At 45.7% G+C, this 15,758-nt stretch carries 13 protein-coding genes; 8 read left to right on the top strand and 5 right to left on the bottom strand.

The annotated features are described in order from the left end of the window. Positions 1-21 precede the first annotated feature (21 nt). The 3 genes from rimM to queA are packed head-to-tail and all read left to right on the top strand — an operon-like array spanning position 22 to position 2,302. Positions 22-525, top strand: coding sequence for a ribosome maturation factor RimM (gene rimM, locus ACTQWB_RS06215; protein ID WP_441483391.1), 504 nt, complete (start codon positions 22-24; stop codon positions 523-525). Continuing rightward, on the top strand, positions 526-1,290 hold the full coding sequence (gene trmD / locus ACTQWB_RS06210) for a tRNA (guanosine(37)-N1)-methyltransferase TrmD (RefSeq protein WP_441500657.1): 765 nt from the start codon (positions 526-528) through the stop codon (positions 1,288-1,290). After that, positions 1,277-2,302, top strand: a complete 1,026-nt coding sequence (gene queA, locus ACTQWB_RS06205) for a tRNA preQ1(34) S-adenosylmethionine ribosyltransferase-isomerase QueA (RefSeq protein ID WP_441500658.1) — start codon at positions 1,277-1,279, stop codon at positions 2,300-2,302. The genes trmD and queA overlap by 14 nt, the downstream gene beginning before the upstream one ends. 90 nt (positions 2,303-2,392) lie before the next feature. On the opposite strand, the gene ACTQWB_RS06200 is transcribed toward queA, so the two are convergent. The 3 genes from ACTQWB_RS06200 to ACTQWB_RS06190 all read right to left on the bottom strand — a co-directional run bounded on the left by ACTQWB_RS06200 (position 2,393) and on the right by ACTQWB_RS06190 (position 6,339). Next, a complete protein-coding gene (locus ACTQWB_RS06200) occupies positions 2,393-3,382 on the bottom strand; it encodes a 2-hydroxyacid dehydrogenase (protein ID WP_441500659.1) in 990 nt (329 codons plus the stop codon). Positions 3,383-3,862: 480 nt separating this feature from the next. Then, positions 3,863-5,137 carry a 3-phosphoshikimate 1-carboxyvinyltransferase gene (gene aroA / locus ACTQWB_RS06195; RefSeq protein ID WP_441500660.1) on the bottom strand — a complete coding sequence of 425 codons (1,275 nt, stop codon included), beginning with the start codon at positions 5,135-5,137 and terminating at the stop codon, positions 3,863-3,865. A gap of 92 nt (positions 5,138-5,229) precedes the next feature. Further along, positions 5,230-6,339 carry a prephenate dehydrogenase gene (locus ACTQWB_RS06190; protein ID WP_441500661.1) on the bottom strand — a complete coding sequence of 370 codons (1,110 nt, stop codon included), beginning with the start codon at positions 6,337-6,339 and terminating at the stop codon, positions 5,230-5,232. Positions 6,340-6,548: 209 nt separating this feature from the next. On the opposite strand from ACTQWB_RS06190, the gene ACTQWB_RS06185 reads away from it, so the two are divergent. Both ACTQWB_RS06185 and ACTQWB_RS06180 read left to right on the top strand, forming a co-directional pair. Next, entirely contained in the window at positions 6,549-8,639 is a 2,091-nt protein-coding gene (locus ACTQWB_RS06185; RefSeq protein WP_441500662.1) for an elongation factor G, read from the top strand. A gap of 73 nt (positions 8,640-8,712) precedes the next feature. After that, complete coding sequence (locus ACTQWB_RS06180) at positions 8,713-9,741, top strand: hypothetical protein (protein WP_441500663.1); 1,029 nt, start codon at positions 8,713-8,715, stop codon at positions 9,739-9,741. Between the two features lie 152 nt (positions 9,742-9,893). Here the strand turns inward: ACTQWB_RS06180 and ACTQWB_RS06175 are convergent, their stop codons facing one another. Next, entirely contained in the window at positions 9,894-11,450 is a 1,557-nt protein-coding gene (locus ACTQWB_RS06175; RefSeq protein ID WP_441500664.1) for an ABC-F family ATP-binding cassette domain-containing protein, read from the bottom strand. Between the two features lie 69 nt (positions 11,451-11,519). Next, positions 11,520-13,268: an Rqc2 family fibronectin-binding protein gene (locus ACTQWB_RS06170; RefSeq protein WP_441500665.1), complete on the bottom strand. Its 1,749-nt coding sequence runs from the start codon at positions 13,266-13,268 to the stop codon at positions 11,520-11,522. A gap of 366 nt (positions 13,269-13,634) precedes the next feature. Here ACTQWB_RS06170 and ACTQWB_RS06165 point away from each other — a divergent pair, with 366 nt between their 5' ends. The 3 genes from ACTQWB_RS06165 to gmk all read left to right on the top strand — a co-directional run bounded on the left by ACTQWB_RS06165 (position 13,635) and on the right by gmk (position 15,659). Continuing rightward, on the top strand, positions 13,635-14,513 hold the full coding sequence (locus tag ACTQWB_RS06165; protein ID WP_441500892.1) for a YicC/YloC family endoribonuclease: 879 nt from the start codon (positions 13,635-13,637) through the stop codon (positions 14,511-14,513). Positions 14,514-14,773: 260 nt separating this feature from the next. Then, on the top strand, positions 14,774-15,040 hold the full coding sequence (locus ACTQWB_RS06160; RefSeq protein ID WP_441500666.1) for a DUF370 domain-containing protein: 267 nt from the start codon (positions 14,774-14,776) through the stop codon (positions 15,038-15,040). Continuing rightward, a complete protein-coding gene (gmk, locus tag ACTQWB_RS06155; protein ID WP_441500667.1) occupies positions 15,033-15,659 on the top strand; it encodes a guanylate kinase in 627 nt (208 codons plus the stop codon). Before ACTQWB_RS06160 ends, gmk begins: the two co-directional genes overlap by 8 nt. Positions 15,660-15,758 lie beyond the last annotated feature (99 nt).

Raw genomic sequence — 15,758 nt, 5'->3', positions numbered from 1 at the left:
TAGACTGTAAAGGAGTTTTGAATGGAAGATTTATTGAAGGTTGGAGTAATTACCACTACTCACGGTGTAAGAGGCGAAGTGAAGGTTTTTCCTACCACTGACCCAGAACGGTTCCTGGATCTGGAATATGTGCTTCTGGATGCCGGCAGAGAGATGAAAAAGCTGGAAATCCGGAATGTGAAATTTTTTAAGAATCTTGTGATCCTGAAATTTAACGGGATCGATAATATAAATGATATTGAAATGTACAAAGGAAGAGACCTGTGGGTTCCAAGAGAGGAAGCCCAGGAGCTGGATGAAGATGAATATTACATTGGCGATCTGATCGGTATGGAGGTTGTCCTGGAGGACAATACCCATTTTGGAACTTTGAAGGATGTTATGGAGACAGGTGCCAATGATGTTTACGTGGTAGAGCTTCCGGATCACCAGGAGGTGCTTCTTCCTGCAATCAAGGAATGTATCCTTGATGTGGATCTGGAGGAGAATGTGATGACGGTACATTTGATGAAAGGACTTTTATAAATGAATTTCCATGTTTTGACCCTTTTTCCGGAAATGATCCAGAATGGGATGAACACCAGTATCACAGGACGGGCGATCAATGCCGGGATTCTTTCTGTGGAAGCTGTGAATATCCGGGACTATGCATTTAACAAGCATCAGAAGGTGGATGATTATACTTACGGCGGCGGAGCTGGAATGCTGATGCAGGCAGAGCCGGTTTATCTGGCTTATGAAGCAATTGTCCAAAAAGCGGGGAAACGTCCCCGGGTGGTGTATCTGACCCCTCAGGGACAGGTATTTAATCAGCAGATGGCCCGGGATATGGCGAAAGAAGAAGACCTGGTTTTCCTCTGCGGTCATTATGAGGGAATTGATGAGAGAGTCCTGGAAGAAATCGTTACAGATTATGTGTCAATCGGTGATTATGTGCTCACAGGGGGCGAACTTCCGGCGATGGTCATGATGGATTCTATTTCCAGAATGGTTCCGGGAGTGCTTAGTAATCAGGAATCCGGTGAGACAGAGTCTTTTGCAGGAAATCTGCTGGAATATCCCCAGTATAGCCGGCCGGAAGAATGGCATGGCAAAAAGGTCCCGGAGGTTTTGATGTCCGGTCATCATGCGAATATCGAAAAGTGGCGGAGAGAGCAGTCTATCATTCGTACTGCGAAAAGACGCCCGGATCTGCTGAAAAAGGCGGATCTTACCAATAAAGAATGGAATTTTGTGCGGCAGCTGAAAAAGCAGTGGAAAGAGGAGGAATCCAAAGATGAGAACATCTGATTTTTACTATGAGCTCCCTCAGGAGCTGATTGCCCAGGACCCGCTGGAGGACAGAAGCTCTTCCAGACTTATGCATCTTTCTATGGCAGATGGAAGTATTGAACATCGCCATTTCAGGGATATACTGGACTATTTGAACAAGGGTGATACTCTGGTTATCAATGATACCAAGGTTATCCCGGCAAGACTTTATGGACATAAGGAAGAAACAGGGGCAGTGATCGAGATTCTGCTTCTGAAAAGAAGAGAAAATGATATCTGGGAGTGCTTGGTAAAACCGGGGAAGAAGGCCCGCCCCGGCGCGAAGATCACATTTGGAGACGGCATTTTAAAAGGTGAGATCATTGATGTGGTGGACGAGGGCAACCGTCTGATCCAGTTTCATTATGAGGGTATTTTTGAAGAAATCCTGGATCAGCTGGGCGAAATGCCGCTGCCTCCTTATATCACCCATAAATTAAAGGATAAGAACCGATATCAGACCGTTTATGCCAAGAATGAGGGCTCTGCAGCAGCTCCCACAGCGGGACTTCATTTTACCAAAGAGCTTCTGGAGCAGGTGAAGGCAAAGGGGGTAAATATTGCCCATGTGACTCTTCATGTAGGCCTTGGAACTTTCCGCCCGGTTAAGGTGGATGATGTGGAACAGCACCATATGCATTCGGAATTCTATATTGTGGAAGAAGATCAGGCAAAGCTGATCAATGATACGAAGAAAAATGGCGGACGTGTGATCGCAGTAGGAACCACCAGCTGCCGTACCCTGGAATCTGCCACTGGCGAAGATAGAATCCTGAAGGCTGGAAATGGCTGGACAGAGATTTTTATTTATCCGGGCTATAAGTTCAAAATGATCGATGGCCTGATTACCAATTTCCATCTGCCAGAGTCTACCTTAGTGATGCTGGTATCGGCACTTGCTGGAAAAGAGAATATTATGCATGCCTATGAAGTGGCAGTGCAGGAGAGATATCGATTTTTTTCCTTTGGGGATGCTATGCTGATTTTATAAATAAGGTGTAAAAAAATATTGCTCTATGCAAAGAAAAAAGACTGGCTTTCGCGCGTTATAAAAAACATGCGCGAAAGCCAGTTTTTGCTTTTATGACAGAACCTCATTTCTCAGTTCTTCTCCATTCATATATGCCCGTGCATTCTCCATGGTTGTCTCGGCAATGTTCGTGAGGGCTTCTTCTGTAAAGAATCCCTGGTGGGAAGTCATGGTTACGTTCGGGAAGGAGAGAAGACGCTGGATCAGGGAAGTCTGCATGATGCTTTCAGACAGATCCTCGAATACATAGTCGGATTCTTCCTCGTAAACATCCAGGCCAACGGCAAAGAACTTGTGGTCGCGGATACCGGAAATCAGATCCTCTGTTTTGATCAGACCGCCGCGGGAGGTGTTTACCAGAATAACTCCATCCTTCATCTGTGCAATGGTTTTTTCATTAATGATATGTTTCGTCTCGTCAGTGAGCGGGCAGTGCAGACTGATCAGATCGCTGGTGGCAAGCAGTTCGTCGAGAGAAACATATTCCAGGAAATCCAGGCTTTTATTCGGGAAAAGATCATATGCGATAACACGCATGCCGAAGCCCTTGCAGATCCGCGCCATTGCCTGGCCGATTTTACCGGTACCGATGATTCCGGCTGTTTTCTTATAGAGATTCACACCCATAAGACCGTTCAAGGTGAAGTTGTTCTCACGGCATTTGATGTAAGCCTTGTGTGTGTGGCGGTTGGCGGTAAGGGCAAGTGCCATTGCATGTTCAGCAACCGCCTCCGGGGAGTAGCCTGGTACGCGGAGAACTTTGATTCCGTATTTTTGTGCGGTTTTCAGATCTACGTTGTTATAACCTGCGCAGCGCATGAGAATCAACTTCACGCCCTGCTGATGAAGTTCTTCAATAACCTTAGAGCCAAGATCTGCATTTACGAATGCACAGATGGCTTCGTATCCTTTTGCAAGGGAAGCGGTCTCTTCATGAATATTGGCCTCAATAAATTTAATCTCAATACCTGGAAATTCAGGCAGAAGCTTGTCAAAAAACTGTTCGTCATAATTTTTTGTTCCGTAAAATAAAATCTTCATAATTTCTGGCTCCTTTCCTGTATCAGCCGCTCTTTTGTCTGGGCTGATCTCTTTTGCTTTATTCGTATTTATGATTTAGTGTTGCTCAACTTACAGGCAGATTATACGTTATTTCCCAGAAGAAAAAAAGAGGAAAAGGAAAAGTTTTTTAACTTTGGTAAATACGTTAAAAAAATATCAAACTACAACAGAAAAATAAAGCGAATAATAAAATAAAAATGAACAAAAAGAAATATAATGTTAAAAATGCAAAAATAGAGAAACAAGAAACAAGAAAAATAGTGCATAATTAATAAAAACAGAGAAAAGAAATTGACTATTATTTAACATATAGAAGACGAAATAACAAGTGAACCAGAATGGAAAAAATAGAATAAGAAGATAAAACAAAAGAGAAAAAGAAGAAATATAAAACCAAAAAGCCAGGAACTAAACAGAAGCTGTAAATACTTATCTTAATTCCTGGCTTTTTAGTTCCTGTTATTCCCCTAATCTATACAGATCTTCATAAAATTCAGGATAAGAAATCCTCACGCAGTCTCCGTCTTTGATAAAGAGTGGGCCGTCGCAGAGCAGACCTGCAACTGCAAAAGACATAGCGATACGGTGATCCAGATGTGGGTCAATGGTAGCTCCATGAAGCGGCCTGCCGCCATATATGATCATGCCGTCATCAGTAGGGGTGATATCGGCACCCATGCGGGAAAGGTTTTCGGCCATGACCAGAATGCGGTCGGATTCTTTTACTTTCAGCTCTTTTGCATCCTTGATCACAGTGGTGCCCTCTGCAAAAGCAGCCATAATAGCAATCATCGGGATTTCATCAATAAGTGTAGGAACGATTTCACCTCCTACAGTTGTGCCATGGAGAGAACTGGTGCGGATCAGAAGATCGGCAGTAGGTTCTCCATCCATGTTTGTGTTCAGCATGGTAATGTCAGCTCCCATATCCTTGCAGACGCGGAGCAGTCCGTCTCTTGTAGGATTAATGCCTACGTTTTTCAGAAGAATCTCACTTCCTGGAACAAGCAGACCGGCAGCAATGAAATAAGCAGCGGAAGAAATATCCCCAGGTACAGTAATTTCCCTTGCAAAAAGGGAAGGCTCTGGAAGGATGGAAGCGGTGGTTCCCTCAGAGGTTACCTTTGCGCCGAAATAGTTCAGCATGATCTCAGTATGATTCCTGGAAAGAACCGGCTCTGTGACGCTGGTAATATCATCAGCATACATTCCGGCCAGAAGTACGCAGGATTTTACCTGTGCGGAGGCAACCGGGGAATCATAGTGGATGCCCTTCAGCGGATGTCCGGCAATCCGCAAGGGGACGCAGTTGTTCCCCTTTATACTGGTAATATCAGCGCCCATAGAAAGAAGGGGAGTCATGATCCGCTTCATGGGACGGCTCTGGATAGAGTCGTCACCTGTAAGTTCTGATACAAAATCCTGTCCTGCAAGAATTCCGGAAATCAGGCGGGTAGTGGTACCGCTGTTTCCCACATCCAGAATATCTGTGGGAGGCAAAAGCCCGTGAAGTCCTTTTCCATGAACCAGGATTTCTCCTTTATGATTTTCAATTTCGATGCCCATTTTGCGAAAACAGGAGATGGTGGAAAGGCAGTCAGCTCCTTCCAGAAAATGGGTGATCTTAGTGGTTCCCTTGGCAAGGGAACCAAACATGACGGCACGATGGGAGATGGATTTATCCCCCGGTACGGTGACTTCGCCGTGGAGATTGGTAAGTTTTTTAATTTCCATAGTAATTAGTCCTATAATCAATAATTGTTGTTGAATAGCTGTAGCTTCGTTGCATACGTCAGGGTGCATTCTGAAAAATATTCCCGTTAGAATTAACGTTCATATACTATATAATTACGTTTCTTAAGAAGCGCAATGCCCCGCTCCATAGCATCCTGCTCGTAAAATTCAATCTTCAGAACACCCTGTTCGAATTCACGGTTGTGAATGATCCCGATGTTCTTAATACTGATTTTATCCATGGCAAGAATGGTTGCGATAGTGGCAATTCCACCGGCCTCATCGGCAATATCCAGATAAAGTACATATGCTTTACGGATAGGGCCGTTATCAACAACGTCAATGGAGTCACGGTAATCCCTGGAGCTTGCAAACATCTGGTAAATGGCATCTGCCTCCTTGCCGTCAGTAGCGCAGTTGTCTACCGAACAGCGGATCTGGATCAGCATGCGGATATAATCGTCAAGGACATTGGAGATATTCTCATGGTTTTCCATGCAGATCTGCTGCCACATAACAGGGGAAGAAGAGGCGATTCTGGTAATATCGCGGAAACCGCCTGCTGCGATAGTCTTCATGTATTCTGCGTCATTATCCAGTGTTTTTACCAGGTTTACAAGGGCAGAGGCGATAATGTGTGGCAGATGGCTGACCCCTGCTGTGATGAAATCGTGTTCCTCCGCAGTCAGGACCATAGGAATGGCCCCAAGGGAGCTGACCAGCTCTGTGAAATCTGAAATATATTCCAGACCCACTTCTCCGCCTGGCGTAAGAATATAGTAAGCATTTTCCAGGATGCGCTCATTGGAATGGTTAAATCCGGTCTTCTCAGAACCTGCCATAGGGTGACCACCGATAAAGCAGTCTGTCATGCCAAGCTCTTCCACCTTCTGGTGGATGATTCCCTTTACACTTCCTACATCTGTAATGATACAGCCTGGCTGACGGATTTCTTTCAGATAAGAAAGACATTCCAGATTGATCTCTACCGGAGCGCATAAAAATACATAATCGCAGGAGCCGAAACGGGGATCCTTCATTTCCTCACAGACTCCATCTATAATGCCGCTGCTGATCGCAGATGCAAGTGCATCCTTGCTGCGGTTGTAGGCCAGAATATGGTAGTCCGGATGGTATTTCCGGATTGCTTTGGCAATAGAACCACCGATCAGACCGAGACCGATAAAACCGATTGTCTTCATAATATATTGTGTTTCCTTTCCTTCGTTAAAGTGAAAAACTGTCTTCTGCTATTGTACGAGATTCCTTGCAAATTGTCAATTCCTACAGAAATGACAAAATAATCTAAACTTTTTTGAAAAAATACCGTCAAAATCCCAGAAAATACTTGAAATTCTTCTGAATATTTAGTAAAATATGAACATATCAGACAAACAGGGAGGTATTACATATGGACGTTTTTAGAACTGACCGAATCAGAAATGTAGTCCTATTAGGTCACGGTGGGGCTGGAAAGACAACTCTGGCAGAAGCAATGGCATATCTTGCAGGCTTGACCAACCGTTTAGGTCGTGTAGAAGATGGCAACACTGTCAGTGATTATGATAAAGAAGAAATCAAACGACATTTCTCCATCACCACATCTCTGATTCCGGTTCCGTGGCAGAAGAACAAGGTAAACATTCTGGACACTCCCGGATATTTTGACTTCGTAGGAGAAGTTGAGGAAGCTGTCAGCGCTGCAGACGCAGCAATCATCGTAGTATCAGGTAAGGCCGGTGTACAGGTTGGTACACAGAAGGCATGGAATCTCTGCGAGAAGTATAAACTTCCGCGTATGATCTTTGTTACCGATATGGACGTGGACGATGTTAGTTACCGTAAGGTAGTAGACCAGCTTACCGAACTCTATGGCAAGAAGATTGCCCCGCTGCATTTCCCAATCCGTGAAGATGGCAAGTTTGTGGGATATGTAAACGTTGTGAAGCAGGCCGGAAGAAAATATATCGACAAGGGACAGAAGGAAGAGTGCGAGATTCCTTCCTATCTGGATGAATACCTTGAGAAATACCATGATATCCTGATGGAATCTGTAGCAGAGACCAGTGAGGAATTCATGGATCGTTACTTTGAGGGAGATGAGTTCTCCGTAACAGAAGTTTCCGCAGCACTTGCTACCAATGTACAGGATGCAAGTATTGTTCCGGTATGCATGGGATCCCCGATCAATCTTCGCGGCGTATCCAACCTTCTGGATGACATCTGCGGATATTTCCCAAGCCCGGATAAGCGTTCCTGCAACGGTATTTCCCAGAAGACCAATGAGATTTTTGAAGCAAATTATGACTTCGCCAAAGCGAAATCTGCATATGTATGGAAATCCATCGTGGATCCATTCCTTGGCAAATATTCCCTGATCAAGGTTTGCTCCGGTGTTATCAAATCAGACGATACCCTTCTCAATGTTGAGAAAGGCACAGAAGAGCGTCTGAACAAATTATATGTTCTCCAGGGCTCCAAGCCAATCGAGGTTCCAGAGCTTCACGCAGGCGATATCGGCGCCATTGCCAAATTAGCCAGCGTACAGACAGGTGACAGCCTTGCAACTAAGGCAAATCCGGTTCTTTATCCGAAGGCAATCCTTTCCACACCTTATACCTATAAGAGATTTAAGGCTGTGAATAAGGGCGATGAGGATAAAATTTCCCAGGCTCTTGCCAAGATTGCAAGCGAAGATAAGACAATCCGCATTGAGAATGACGGTGCTAACCGCCAAAGCCTTATTTATGGTATGGGCGACCAGCATCTTGATGTGATCGTCAGCATGCTGAAAGAGCGTTATAAAGTGGATGTAGAGCTTTCCAAACCGAAGGTTCCGTTCCGTGAGACCATCCGTAAGAACTCTGATGTGGAAGGGAAACATAAGAAACAGTCCGGTGGACATGGACAGTATGGACATGTTAAGATGCGCTTTGAGCCGTCTGGCGACATGGAGACTCCATATGTATTTGAGCAGGTTGTTGTTGGCGGTGCAGTTCCGAAGAACTACTTCCCGGCAGTTGAGAAGGGACTTCAGGAATGCGTCCAGAAGGGACCTCTTGCCGCATATCCGGTAGTTGGTGTGAAAGCAACTCTCTATGATGGCTCCTACCATCCGGTAGATTCTTCTGAGATGGCATTTAAGATGGCAACGATCCTCGCATTCAAGAAGGGCTTCATGGATGCTTCCCCTGTACTGTTAGAGCCGATCGTTTCCATGAAGGTCACTGTTCCGGATAAATATACCGGTGACGTTATGGGTGATCTGAATAAGCGTCGTGGCCGTGTTCTTGGTATGAATCCGGATCACAACGGCAATACCATCATCGAAGCCGATGTTCCGCAGCTTGAAATCTATGGATATTCCACAGATCTTCGTTCCATGACTGGTGGAAGTGGTGACTTCTCCTATGAATTTGCCCGCTATGAGCAGGCTCCTGGAGATATCCAGCAGAAAGAGATCGAAGCACGCGCAAGTAAGGTTGACGCTGCTGACGAATAAGTAGTATAATAAGGGGCGGAGAATTTCCAGAGAGGAGTTCTCCGCCTGTATTTTATATAAAGGGAGGAGAAAAATGAACAGAAAAAGCATCAAAAAAATCATGCTGTTTTTACTTGCTTTTATGCTGGTATTTCCGGTGTATTCTTTTGGAAAAGCAGAGCAGGTTCAGGCAGCAGCCTTAAAGGCACCGAAGCTTGTAAGCGCTGTACGTGTGAATAAGAGTGTGAAATTCACCTGGAAAAAGAGCAGCGGCGCATCTGGCTATTATGTTTACCGTAAGACTGGCAGCGGCTCCTGGAAGAAGCTTGCCACAGTGAAAGGCGGTTCCAAGACTTCTTATACTGATAAGAAGGTAGTAAGCGGAACGACTTATTCTTACACAGTTAGAGCCTATAAGGGAAAGAAAACAAGCTCTTATAACAAAACAGGAAAGAAGATTCTCTACAAGGTTCCAGCTGCTAAGCCGGCTCCTGCCAAGGCAACTATTGAAAACACCACCTCTGCTTATACCATTGAGACAGATGTGAACCTTTCCGGTTCCGGTACCGGCTATCATGCGAAACTGGTTGCTGTCACACCGACTTCTGCCATCAGTTTTGGTATCCAGTATGATGCCTATGCAAGAGCTCCATACACAGGCAAGACCATGTTTATGATCGAGAATATACGAAGCAACAATCCGGGCGGTCAGGATTACTACTGGGTAAAAGAAGGCGCCAGAAAGAAAACCTATCATCTGATGCTTGCAGTTGAGAAAAATGGAACCTGCAAGTGCTATATTGATGGCAAGCTTGTAAAATCAGTAAAGAATAAAAATCTTGCCAATACTACCCTTGCTCTTCGTGTAGAAGGATCTGCCAGAAAGAAAGGGGATTCTGTAAATGCAGTATTCAGCAACATTAAGCTGAAAGATCACACCTATTCTGCAGATAAGGTATGGGGAACGCATGCATTCCTTACCAATAAGGGAATGAAAGCTGATGTATCTGGCTTCTCTACTGTTGGAAGGATTGCAATCAAGGGTACTGTTAAAGGCATTTCAAGCAGTCAGGACTGGGATAGTGCTTATGATAAAGTATCTGGAATTATCCAGTTTACCTAAAGTTTTTCACATCTAAAGGAAAATAAAAACAGCATTTCGACAGGAAGAAATATAAAATTTCCTGTTGAAATGCTGTTTTTGCATATCCAGATATAGTATCTCACATTTAGCAGATGTTATCTGGAAAAATGCAGAATTCCTTTAGACCAGTATTACAGGATCTTCGTAGTCCACTTACTGCAGTCCCATACCTGTGAAACCACATCCTGGTAAAAGTCCGGTTCATGGCAGATGAGAAGTACGCTGCCCCTGTATTCTTTCAGGGCTTCCTTCAGGGCGTCTTTGGCATCCACATCCAGATGGTTGGTAGGCTCGTCCAAAAGAAGAACATTGGTCTCTTTATTGACAAGCTTACAGAGACGGACCTTTGCCTGTTCGCCACCGCTGAGTACGCGGACCTGGCTCTCGATGTGCTTGGTGGTAAGTCCGCATTTGGCAAGAGCAGAGCGGACTTCATACTGGGTATAGGATGGGAATTCTGCCCAGATCTCGTCAATACAGGTGGTTTTGTTATCCCCTTTTACCTCCTGTTCGAAATATCCGATCTGCAGGTTATCACCCAGTTCACGGGTACCTTTCAGTGCTGGGATCAGGCCGAGAATGCTTTTTAGCAAAGTGGTTTTTCCAATTCCATTGGCACCTACAAGGGCGATTTTCTGGCCTCTTTCCATGGAAAGAGTAAGAGGGCGGGAGAGGGGTTCGTCATAGCCGATCACCAGATCCTTGGTCTCGAAAATATATTTGCCAGGAGTGCGTCCCTGCTTGAAATGAAATTCCGGTTTCGGCTTCTCGGCAGCCAGTTCGATCACATCCATTTTGTCCAGCTTCTTCTGGCGGGACATAGCCATATTTCGGGTGGAAACACGGGCCTTGTTTCTGGCAACGAAATCCTTCAGTTCACTGATTTCCTGCTGCTGGCGGCGGTAAGCGGCTTCCAGCTGTGCCTTTTTTACTTCATAAACCTCCTGGAAATGATCGTAGTTTCCTACATAACGGTTTAATTCCTGGTTTTCCATATGGTAAACAATATTGATCACATCATTGAGAAATGGAATGTCATGGGAAATGAGTATAAAGGCATTCTCGTACTCCGTAAGATAACGCTTCAGCCATGCAATGTGTTCTTCGTCCAGATAGTTGGTAGGCTCGTCCAGAAGAAGAATGTCAGGCTTCTCCAGAAGAAGCTTGGCAAGAAGTACTTTGGTACGCTGACCGCCGCTTAAATCTGTGACATCGCGGTCAAGTCCCAGGTCAAGAAGTCCAAGTGCCCGGGCTACTTCCTCTACCTTGGAATCAATGACATAGAAATCGTGCATGGTCAGAGTATCCTGGATGGTTCCAAGCTCTTCCATGAGGGCTTCCATTTCTTCCGGGGAAGCTTCCCCAAGGGAATCGCAGATGGTGTTCATCCGTTCTTCCAGCTGGAAAAGCCAGGAAAATGCGGATTTCAGTACATCGCGGATGGTCATGCCCTCAGAGAGGACAGAATGCTGGTCCAGATAGCCTACCCGGACATTTTTCGCCCACTGGATCTTGCCCTCATCTGGCATTAATTTGTCAGTTACAATATTGAAGAAGGTGGATTTTCCTTCTCCGTTGGCGCCTACCAGGCCGATGTGTTCTCCTTTTAGAAGGCGGAAGGACACGTCATGGAAAATGGCTCTGTCACCAAAGCCGTGGGTAAGGTGTTCAACGTTTAAAATACTCATAGGTAACTCCTGTTCTTAGTATAAAATGGATTCTGATTATTTCTGTCTTTGGCTGTTGGAAGCGTGGGATTATGATAACTGCTGGATTCCGGCAATATCCGGTGATGCCATCAGGGAGTAGTTGGTGTAATAAACTACAAAACCAGGCTTGGCTCCGGCGGGCTTTTTTACATTCTTTTTCTGGAGATAATCGATCTCAACCTTTGGTGCGGTGCGGCCCTTGGAATAATACGCTGCCAGGCTTCCTGCCTCTTCAAAGGTGCGGTCCGGAAGAGTACCGTCTTTGGTTTTGACTACAACGTGTGAGCCCGGCATTTTCTTCGCGTGGAACCACCAGTCATTACCAGTGGCGAATTTGAAGGTCAGTTCATCGTTCTGGTAATTGTTTTTTCCGACATAAATGTCATAGCCATCGCTGGAAATGTAATGGAAGGGCTTGGATTTCATCTGCATTTTGGCACCTTTTTTGTTCCCATAGTGGCGCTTTATGTAGCCGTATTCCATTAACTCCTCTTTGATCTGGGAAAGGTCACTCTCTTCTGCAGCAATGTCCAGGGCATTGGAAATGGATTCCAGATGCTCGATCTCACTTGTGGTATCTGCGATCTGAACTTCCAGAGCTTCCTGGGTACGCTTCAGCTTGCCGTAACGGTCAAAGTATTTCTTGGAATTTTCCTGTGGGGTGAGAGTCGGGTCAAGTGGAATGGTAATCTCTTCCCCATTATAATAGTTCACGGCTTTGAAAGACTTGCAGCCTTCCTCCAGACCGTAGCCATAAGTATTGATCAGCTCTCCGTAAATCTTATATTTGTCTTTTTTCCCGGTATCCTTCATCTGTTTTTGCTGAAGGCTCAGCTTCTTGCGGTTGCGGTCAAGGGCAGTCTGGACGATCTTACGCAGGTCAGCAGACTTCTGGCGGATCCTGGTGATCACATCACGGGAGGCATAGTAGGTTTCCAGCATTTCGGACACAGAGTCAAAGGTCTGGCTGGTGAAGCCTTCCCCGTACTGGGTAAAAGGAAGAACCCCGTATTCAACCGGTTCATCCCCTTTGAAAATGATCGCAGGGGTAAATTCTTCTTTACGGATCTGTTCCATAATATTGGAAAACTCGGTGTAGAGACGCTCCTGGGATGGCGTATCAAGAGCCTTCGCGTCATCATTTCCATCAATCGCTGCACGGTAGCAGATCTCCTGGGCCATCACAGGGCTAAGACCGGTGAGAGTCTGATAAAGTGCCTTGGAAACAGCGTTGGAACTGCCGCAGACTTTTTCCATAAAAGCTTCTCTGGATATAGTAAGCGGATCCAGTTTATCCTGGGTGTGAGGGATGAAGTAAGGACGTCCGGGGAGAACCTCGCGGACGGAGCTTACGTTACAGGATACGTGCTTGATGCTGTCCAGAATCATACCGGTATCATCACAGAAAATAATATTGCTGTGCTTGCCCATCAGCTCCATGATCAGAACCTTGTGGCATACGTCACCCAGCTCATTCAGATGCTCCAGCTCAAATTCCACTACTCGTTCCAGTCCTGGCTGGCGGATCTCGGTGATCCTGGCGCTTCCGATATGCTTGCGCAGAAGCATACAGAAATTGGGAGCAGTTAAAGGACTGATCCTGTTTTTGCCTGTGAAATAGATAAGAGGAAGGGAAGCACTGGCAGAGAGAAGCAGACGCTTCTGGCCGCCGGCACCCTTTGCCGTGATCAGCAGCTCGTCATTCTCCGGCTGTGCGATCTTGTTGATACGGCCGCCGGTGAGATTTTTATTTAATTCAGAAACCATTGCAGCAATGGTGATTCCGTCAAAAGCCATGAAAAAGACTCCTTTCAATTAGAGGAATTATTATGATACCAGGGTCAAAAGGTCAGAAAGCTGTTCGTGCTTGCACGATAAAGCTTTTGACCTTGGGACCCGCCAAACATGAGGAAGTAGCGATTTACGCAGTAAATCAGCGGATTCCGAATGTTTGAAGGATTGTGGGAGCAGCGTAGCTGCGGAACAATCCGTGGTATCTAATATTATAACAGTAAAAAAAGGATTTGACTAGGGTTTTAGAATGAACTATAATAAATCTGTATGCGTAGATGTACTGTCACAAGGAGCTTTATGCAGATGTGCAATCTGATGAGAGACCAGAGAGTGGCAGTATCCGGAATAAAAATACAGAAAGAGATTACTATGATAAAAAGCATGACCGGCTTTGGAAGAGCCGAAGTGATCACAAAAGAACGGAAGATCACTGTTGAATTAAAATCCGTCAATCACAGATATCTGGATCTGAGCATTAAGATGCCAAGGAAGCTCAGCTTCCTGGAAGGGGCTATCCGGAATCTTATGAAGACATATATGCAGCGCGGTAAGGTGGATGTATTTATCACCTATGAGGACTACACCTTAAGCTGCGGAGCGTTAAAGTATAATAAAGAGCTTGCCGGGGAGTATCTTGCCTATATCCGCCAGATGGCAGAGGAGTTCGGGATTGAGAATGATGTGAAGGCAGGGGCACTTTCCCGTTATCCGGAGGTGCTGACCATGGAAGAGCAGTCTGTGGACGAAGAGGCGTTGTGGGCTGTCCTGGAGGGACCCCTTCGTGAGGCCTGTGAGAAATTTGCCCAGACCCGTGCAAGAGAGGGCGAGCACCTTAAGAATGATCTGATCGCCAAGCTGGATGCCCTTGATGAGAAGGTATGCCAGGTGGAGGCACGTTCCCCGGAGGTTGTGGACGCTTACAGGGAGAAGCTTGAGACAAAGGTGCATGAGCTTCTTGAGGACTCCCAGATCGAGGAATCCCGTATTGCAGCCGAGGTGATCCTGTTTTCTGATAAGATCTGCAATGATGAGGAGACCGTACGCCTTCACAGTCATATCCAGGGAATGAAGAAGATGCTGGAGGAGAAAGAGGAAATTGGCCGCAAGCTTGACTTTATGGCGCAGGAGATGAACCGGGAAGCCAATACGATCCTGTCCAAGTCCAATGACCTGGTGATTTCTAATATTGCAATCGATCTGAAAACCGAGATCGAGAAGATCCGCGAGCAGGTCCAGAACGTGGAGTAATCCAGTGGATTCCAGATGACAGGAGAATTGCAGGAACTGTGAAGCAGTGAAGTAATCTGTTTCTGTTCACTGGTAGTATTCCGCGAGGTGTTTTTTGTGACCAAAGGTCACAGAAAACCCGAGACTTGTGGCGCGAAATCATGCGAAGGCATGATTTCTGTGCATCGCGAAGCGTGTTGCTGTGAACGGAGTGAACAGTAACAGTAATCTGTGGTTACGGTGCGCCTGCGTACTTTCTATATTGACAGAAGGGTGAAAACATGGCAAAATTAATCAATATCGGATTCGGCAATGTGGTGAATTCCCAGAAAATCGTAGCTGTGGTAAACCCGGATGCCGCACCGGTGAAACGAATGGTTCAGAGTGTAAAGGGATCCAATTCCCTTGTGGACGCTACACAGGGAAGGAAGACAAAATCCGTAATCGTCACATCAGACGACATTCTGATCTTATCTGCGATCCAGCCGGACACCATTGCCCGCAGATTTGCAGAAGTTTTGGAAAATAAGGGAGAGGACCATGAGTAGAGGAGTTTTGGTAGTTGTTTCCGGTTTTTCCGGGGCAGGGAAAGGTACCATTATGAAGAGCCTGATGGCGAAGTACGACAATTATGCGTTGTCGGTATCCGCTACCACCAGAGACCCCAGACCAGGGGAAGAGGACGGAAGAGAGTATTTTTTCCGTACGAAAGAAGAGTTTGAGCAGATGATCCGTGAGGATCAGCTGATTGAATATGCCCAGTATGTGGAGAATTACTACGGCACACCGAAGGCATATGTAGAAGAGCAGCTTTCCATGGGACGTGATGTGATCCTGGAGATTGAGATCCAGGGGGCACGTAAGATCAAGAAGAAATTCCCGGAGGCAGTACTTGTGTTTGTAACTGCGCCATCTATGGAGGAGCTGAAAGGGCGTCTTGTAGGAAGAGGCACTGAGACGGCAGAGGTGATCCACCAGCGTCTTGCAAGAGCTGCCAAGGAGGCAGAAGGTGTTGATGAATATGATTACCTTCTGGTGAATGACCAGCTTGATGAGGCGGTAGACAGACTTCACGATATCATCCAGAGCGAGCATTTCGCGATGAAGCGTAATCTTGATTTTATCCATGAGATCCAGACACAGGCAGCAGGCTTTGTACAGGAATAATCTAAGAAATATGGATTTACGGCTATATGTGCAGAAAACACCGAATAACTGTAAATCTTTATAAAAAATATAACAATCATAACAATTTTTGAAAGGAGT

The sequence above is a fragment of the Blautia sp. HCP3S3_H10_2 genome, assembly GCF_052122375.1.
Taxonomy (GTDB): Bacteria; Bacillota; Clostridia; order Lachnospirales; family Lachnospiraceae; genus Blautia_A.
The sequence above is the reverse complement of the archived record's forward strand: the minus strand, read 5'-3'. Positions and strand labels throughout refer to the sequence as shown.

Bases quoted from the DNA above. Each gene is read 5' to 3' on its own strand.
- trmD (WP_441500657.1), top strand. From the start codon at position 526: ATGAATTTCCATGTTTTGACCCTTTTTCCGGAAATGATCCAGAATGGG.
- queA (WP_441500658.1), top strand. From the start codon at position 1,277: ATGAGAACATCTGATTTTTACTATGAGCTCCCTCAGGAGCTGATTGCC.
- ACTQWB_RS06180 (WP_441500663.1), top strand. From the start codon at position 8,713: ATGAACAGAAAAAGCATCAAAAAAATCATGCTGTTTTTACTTGCTTTT.
- ACTQWB_RS06185 (WP_441500662.1), top strand. From the start codon at position 6,549: ATGGACGTTTTTAGAACTGACCGAATCAGAAATGTAGTCCTATTAGGT.
- ACTQWB_RS06200 (WP_441500659.1), bottom strand. From the start codon at position 3,382: ATGAAGATTTTATTTTACGGAACAAAAAATTATGACGAACAGTTTTTT.
- ACTQWB_RS06190 (WP_441500661.1), bottom strand. From the start codon at position 6,339: ATGAAGACAATCGGTTTTATCGGTCTCGGTCTGATCGGTGGTTCTATT.
- gmk (WP_441500667.1), top strand. From the start codon at position 15,033: ATGAGTAGAGGAGTTTTGGTAGTTGTTTCCGGTTTTTCCGGGGCAGGG.
- aroA (WP_441500660.1), bottom strand. From the start codon at position 5,137: ATGGAAATTAAAAAACTTACCAATCTCCACGGCGAAGTCACCGTACCG.
- ACTQWB_RS06160 (WP_441500666.1), top strand. From the start codon at position 14,774: ATGGCAAAATTAATCAATATCGGATTCGGCAATGTGGTGAATTCCCAG.
- ACTQWB_RS06175 (WP_441500664.1), bottom strand. From the start codon at position 11,450: ATGAGTATTTTAAACGTTGAACACCTTACCCACGGCTTTGGTGACAGA.
- ACTQWB_RS06165 (WP_441500892.1), top strand. From the start codon at position 13,635: ATGATAAAAAGCATGACCGGCTTTGGAAGAGCCGAAGTGATCACAAAA.
- ACTQWB_RS06170 (WP_441500665.1), bottom strand. From the start codon at position 13,268: ATGGCTTTTGACGGAATCACCATTGCTGCAATGGTTTCTGAATTAAAT.
- rimM (WP_441483391.1), top strand. From the start codon at position 22: ATGGAAGATTTATTGAAGGTTGGAGTAATTACCACTACTCACGGTGTA.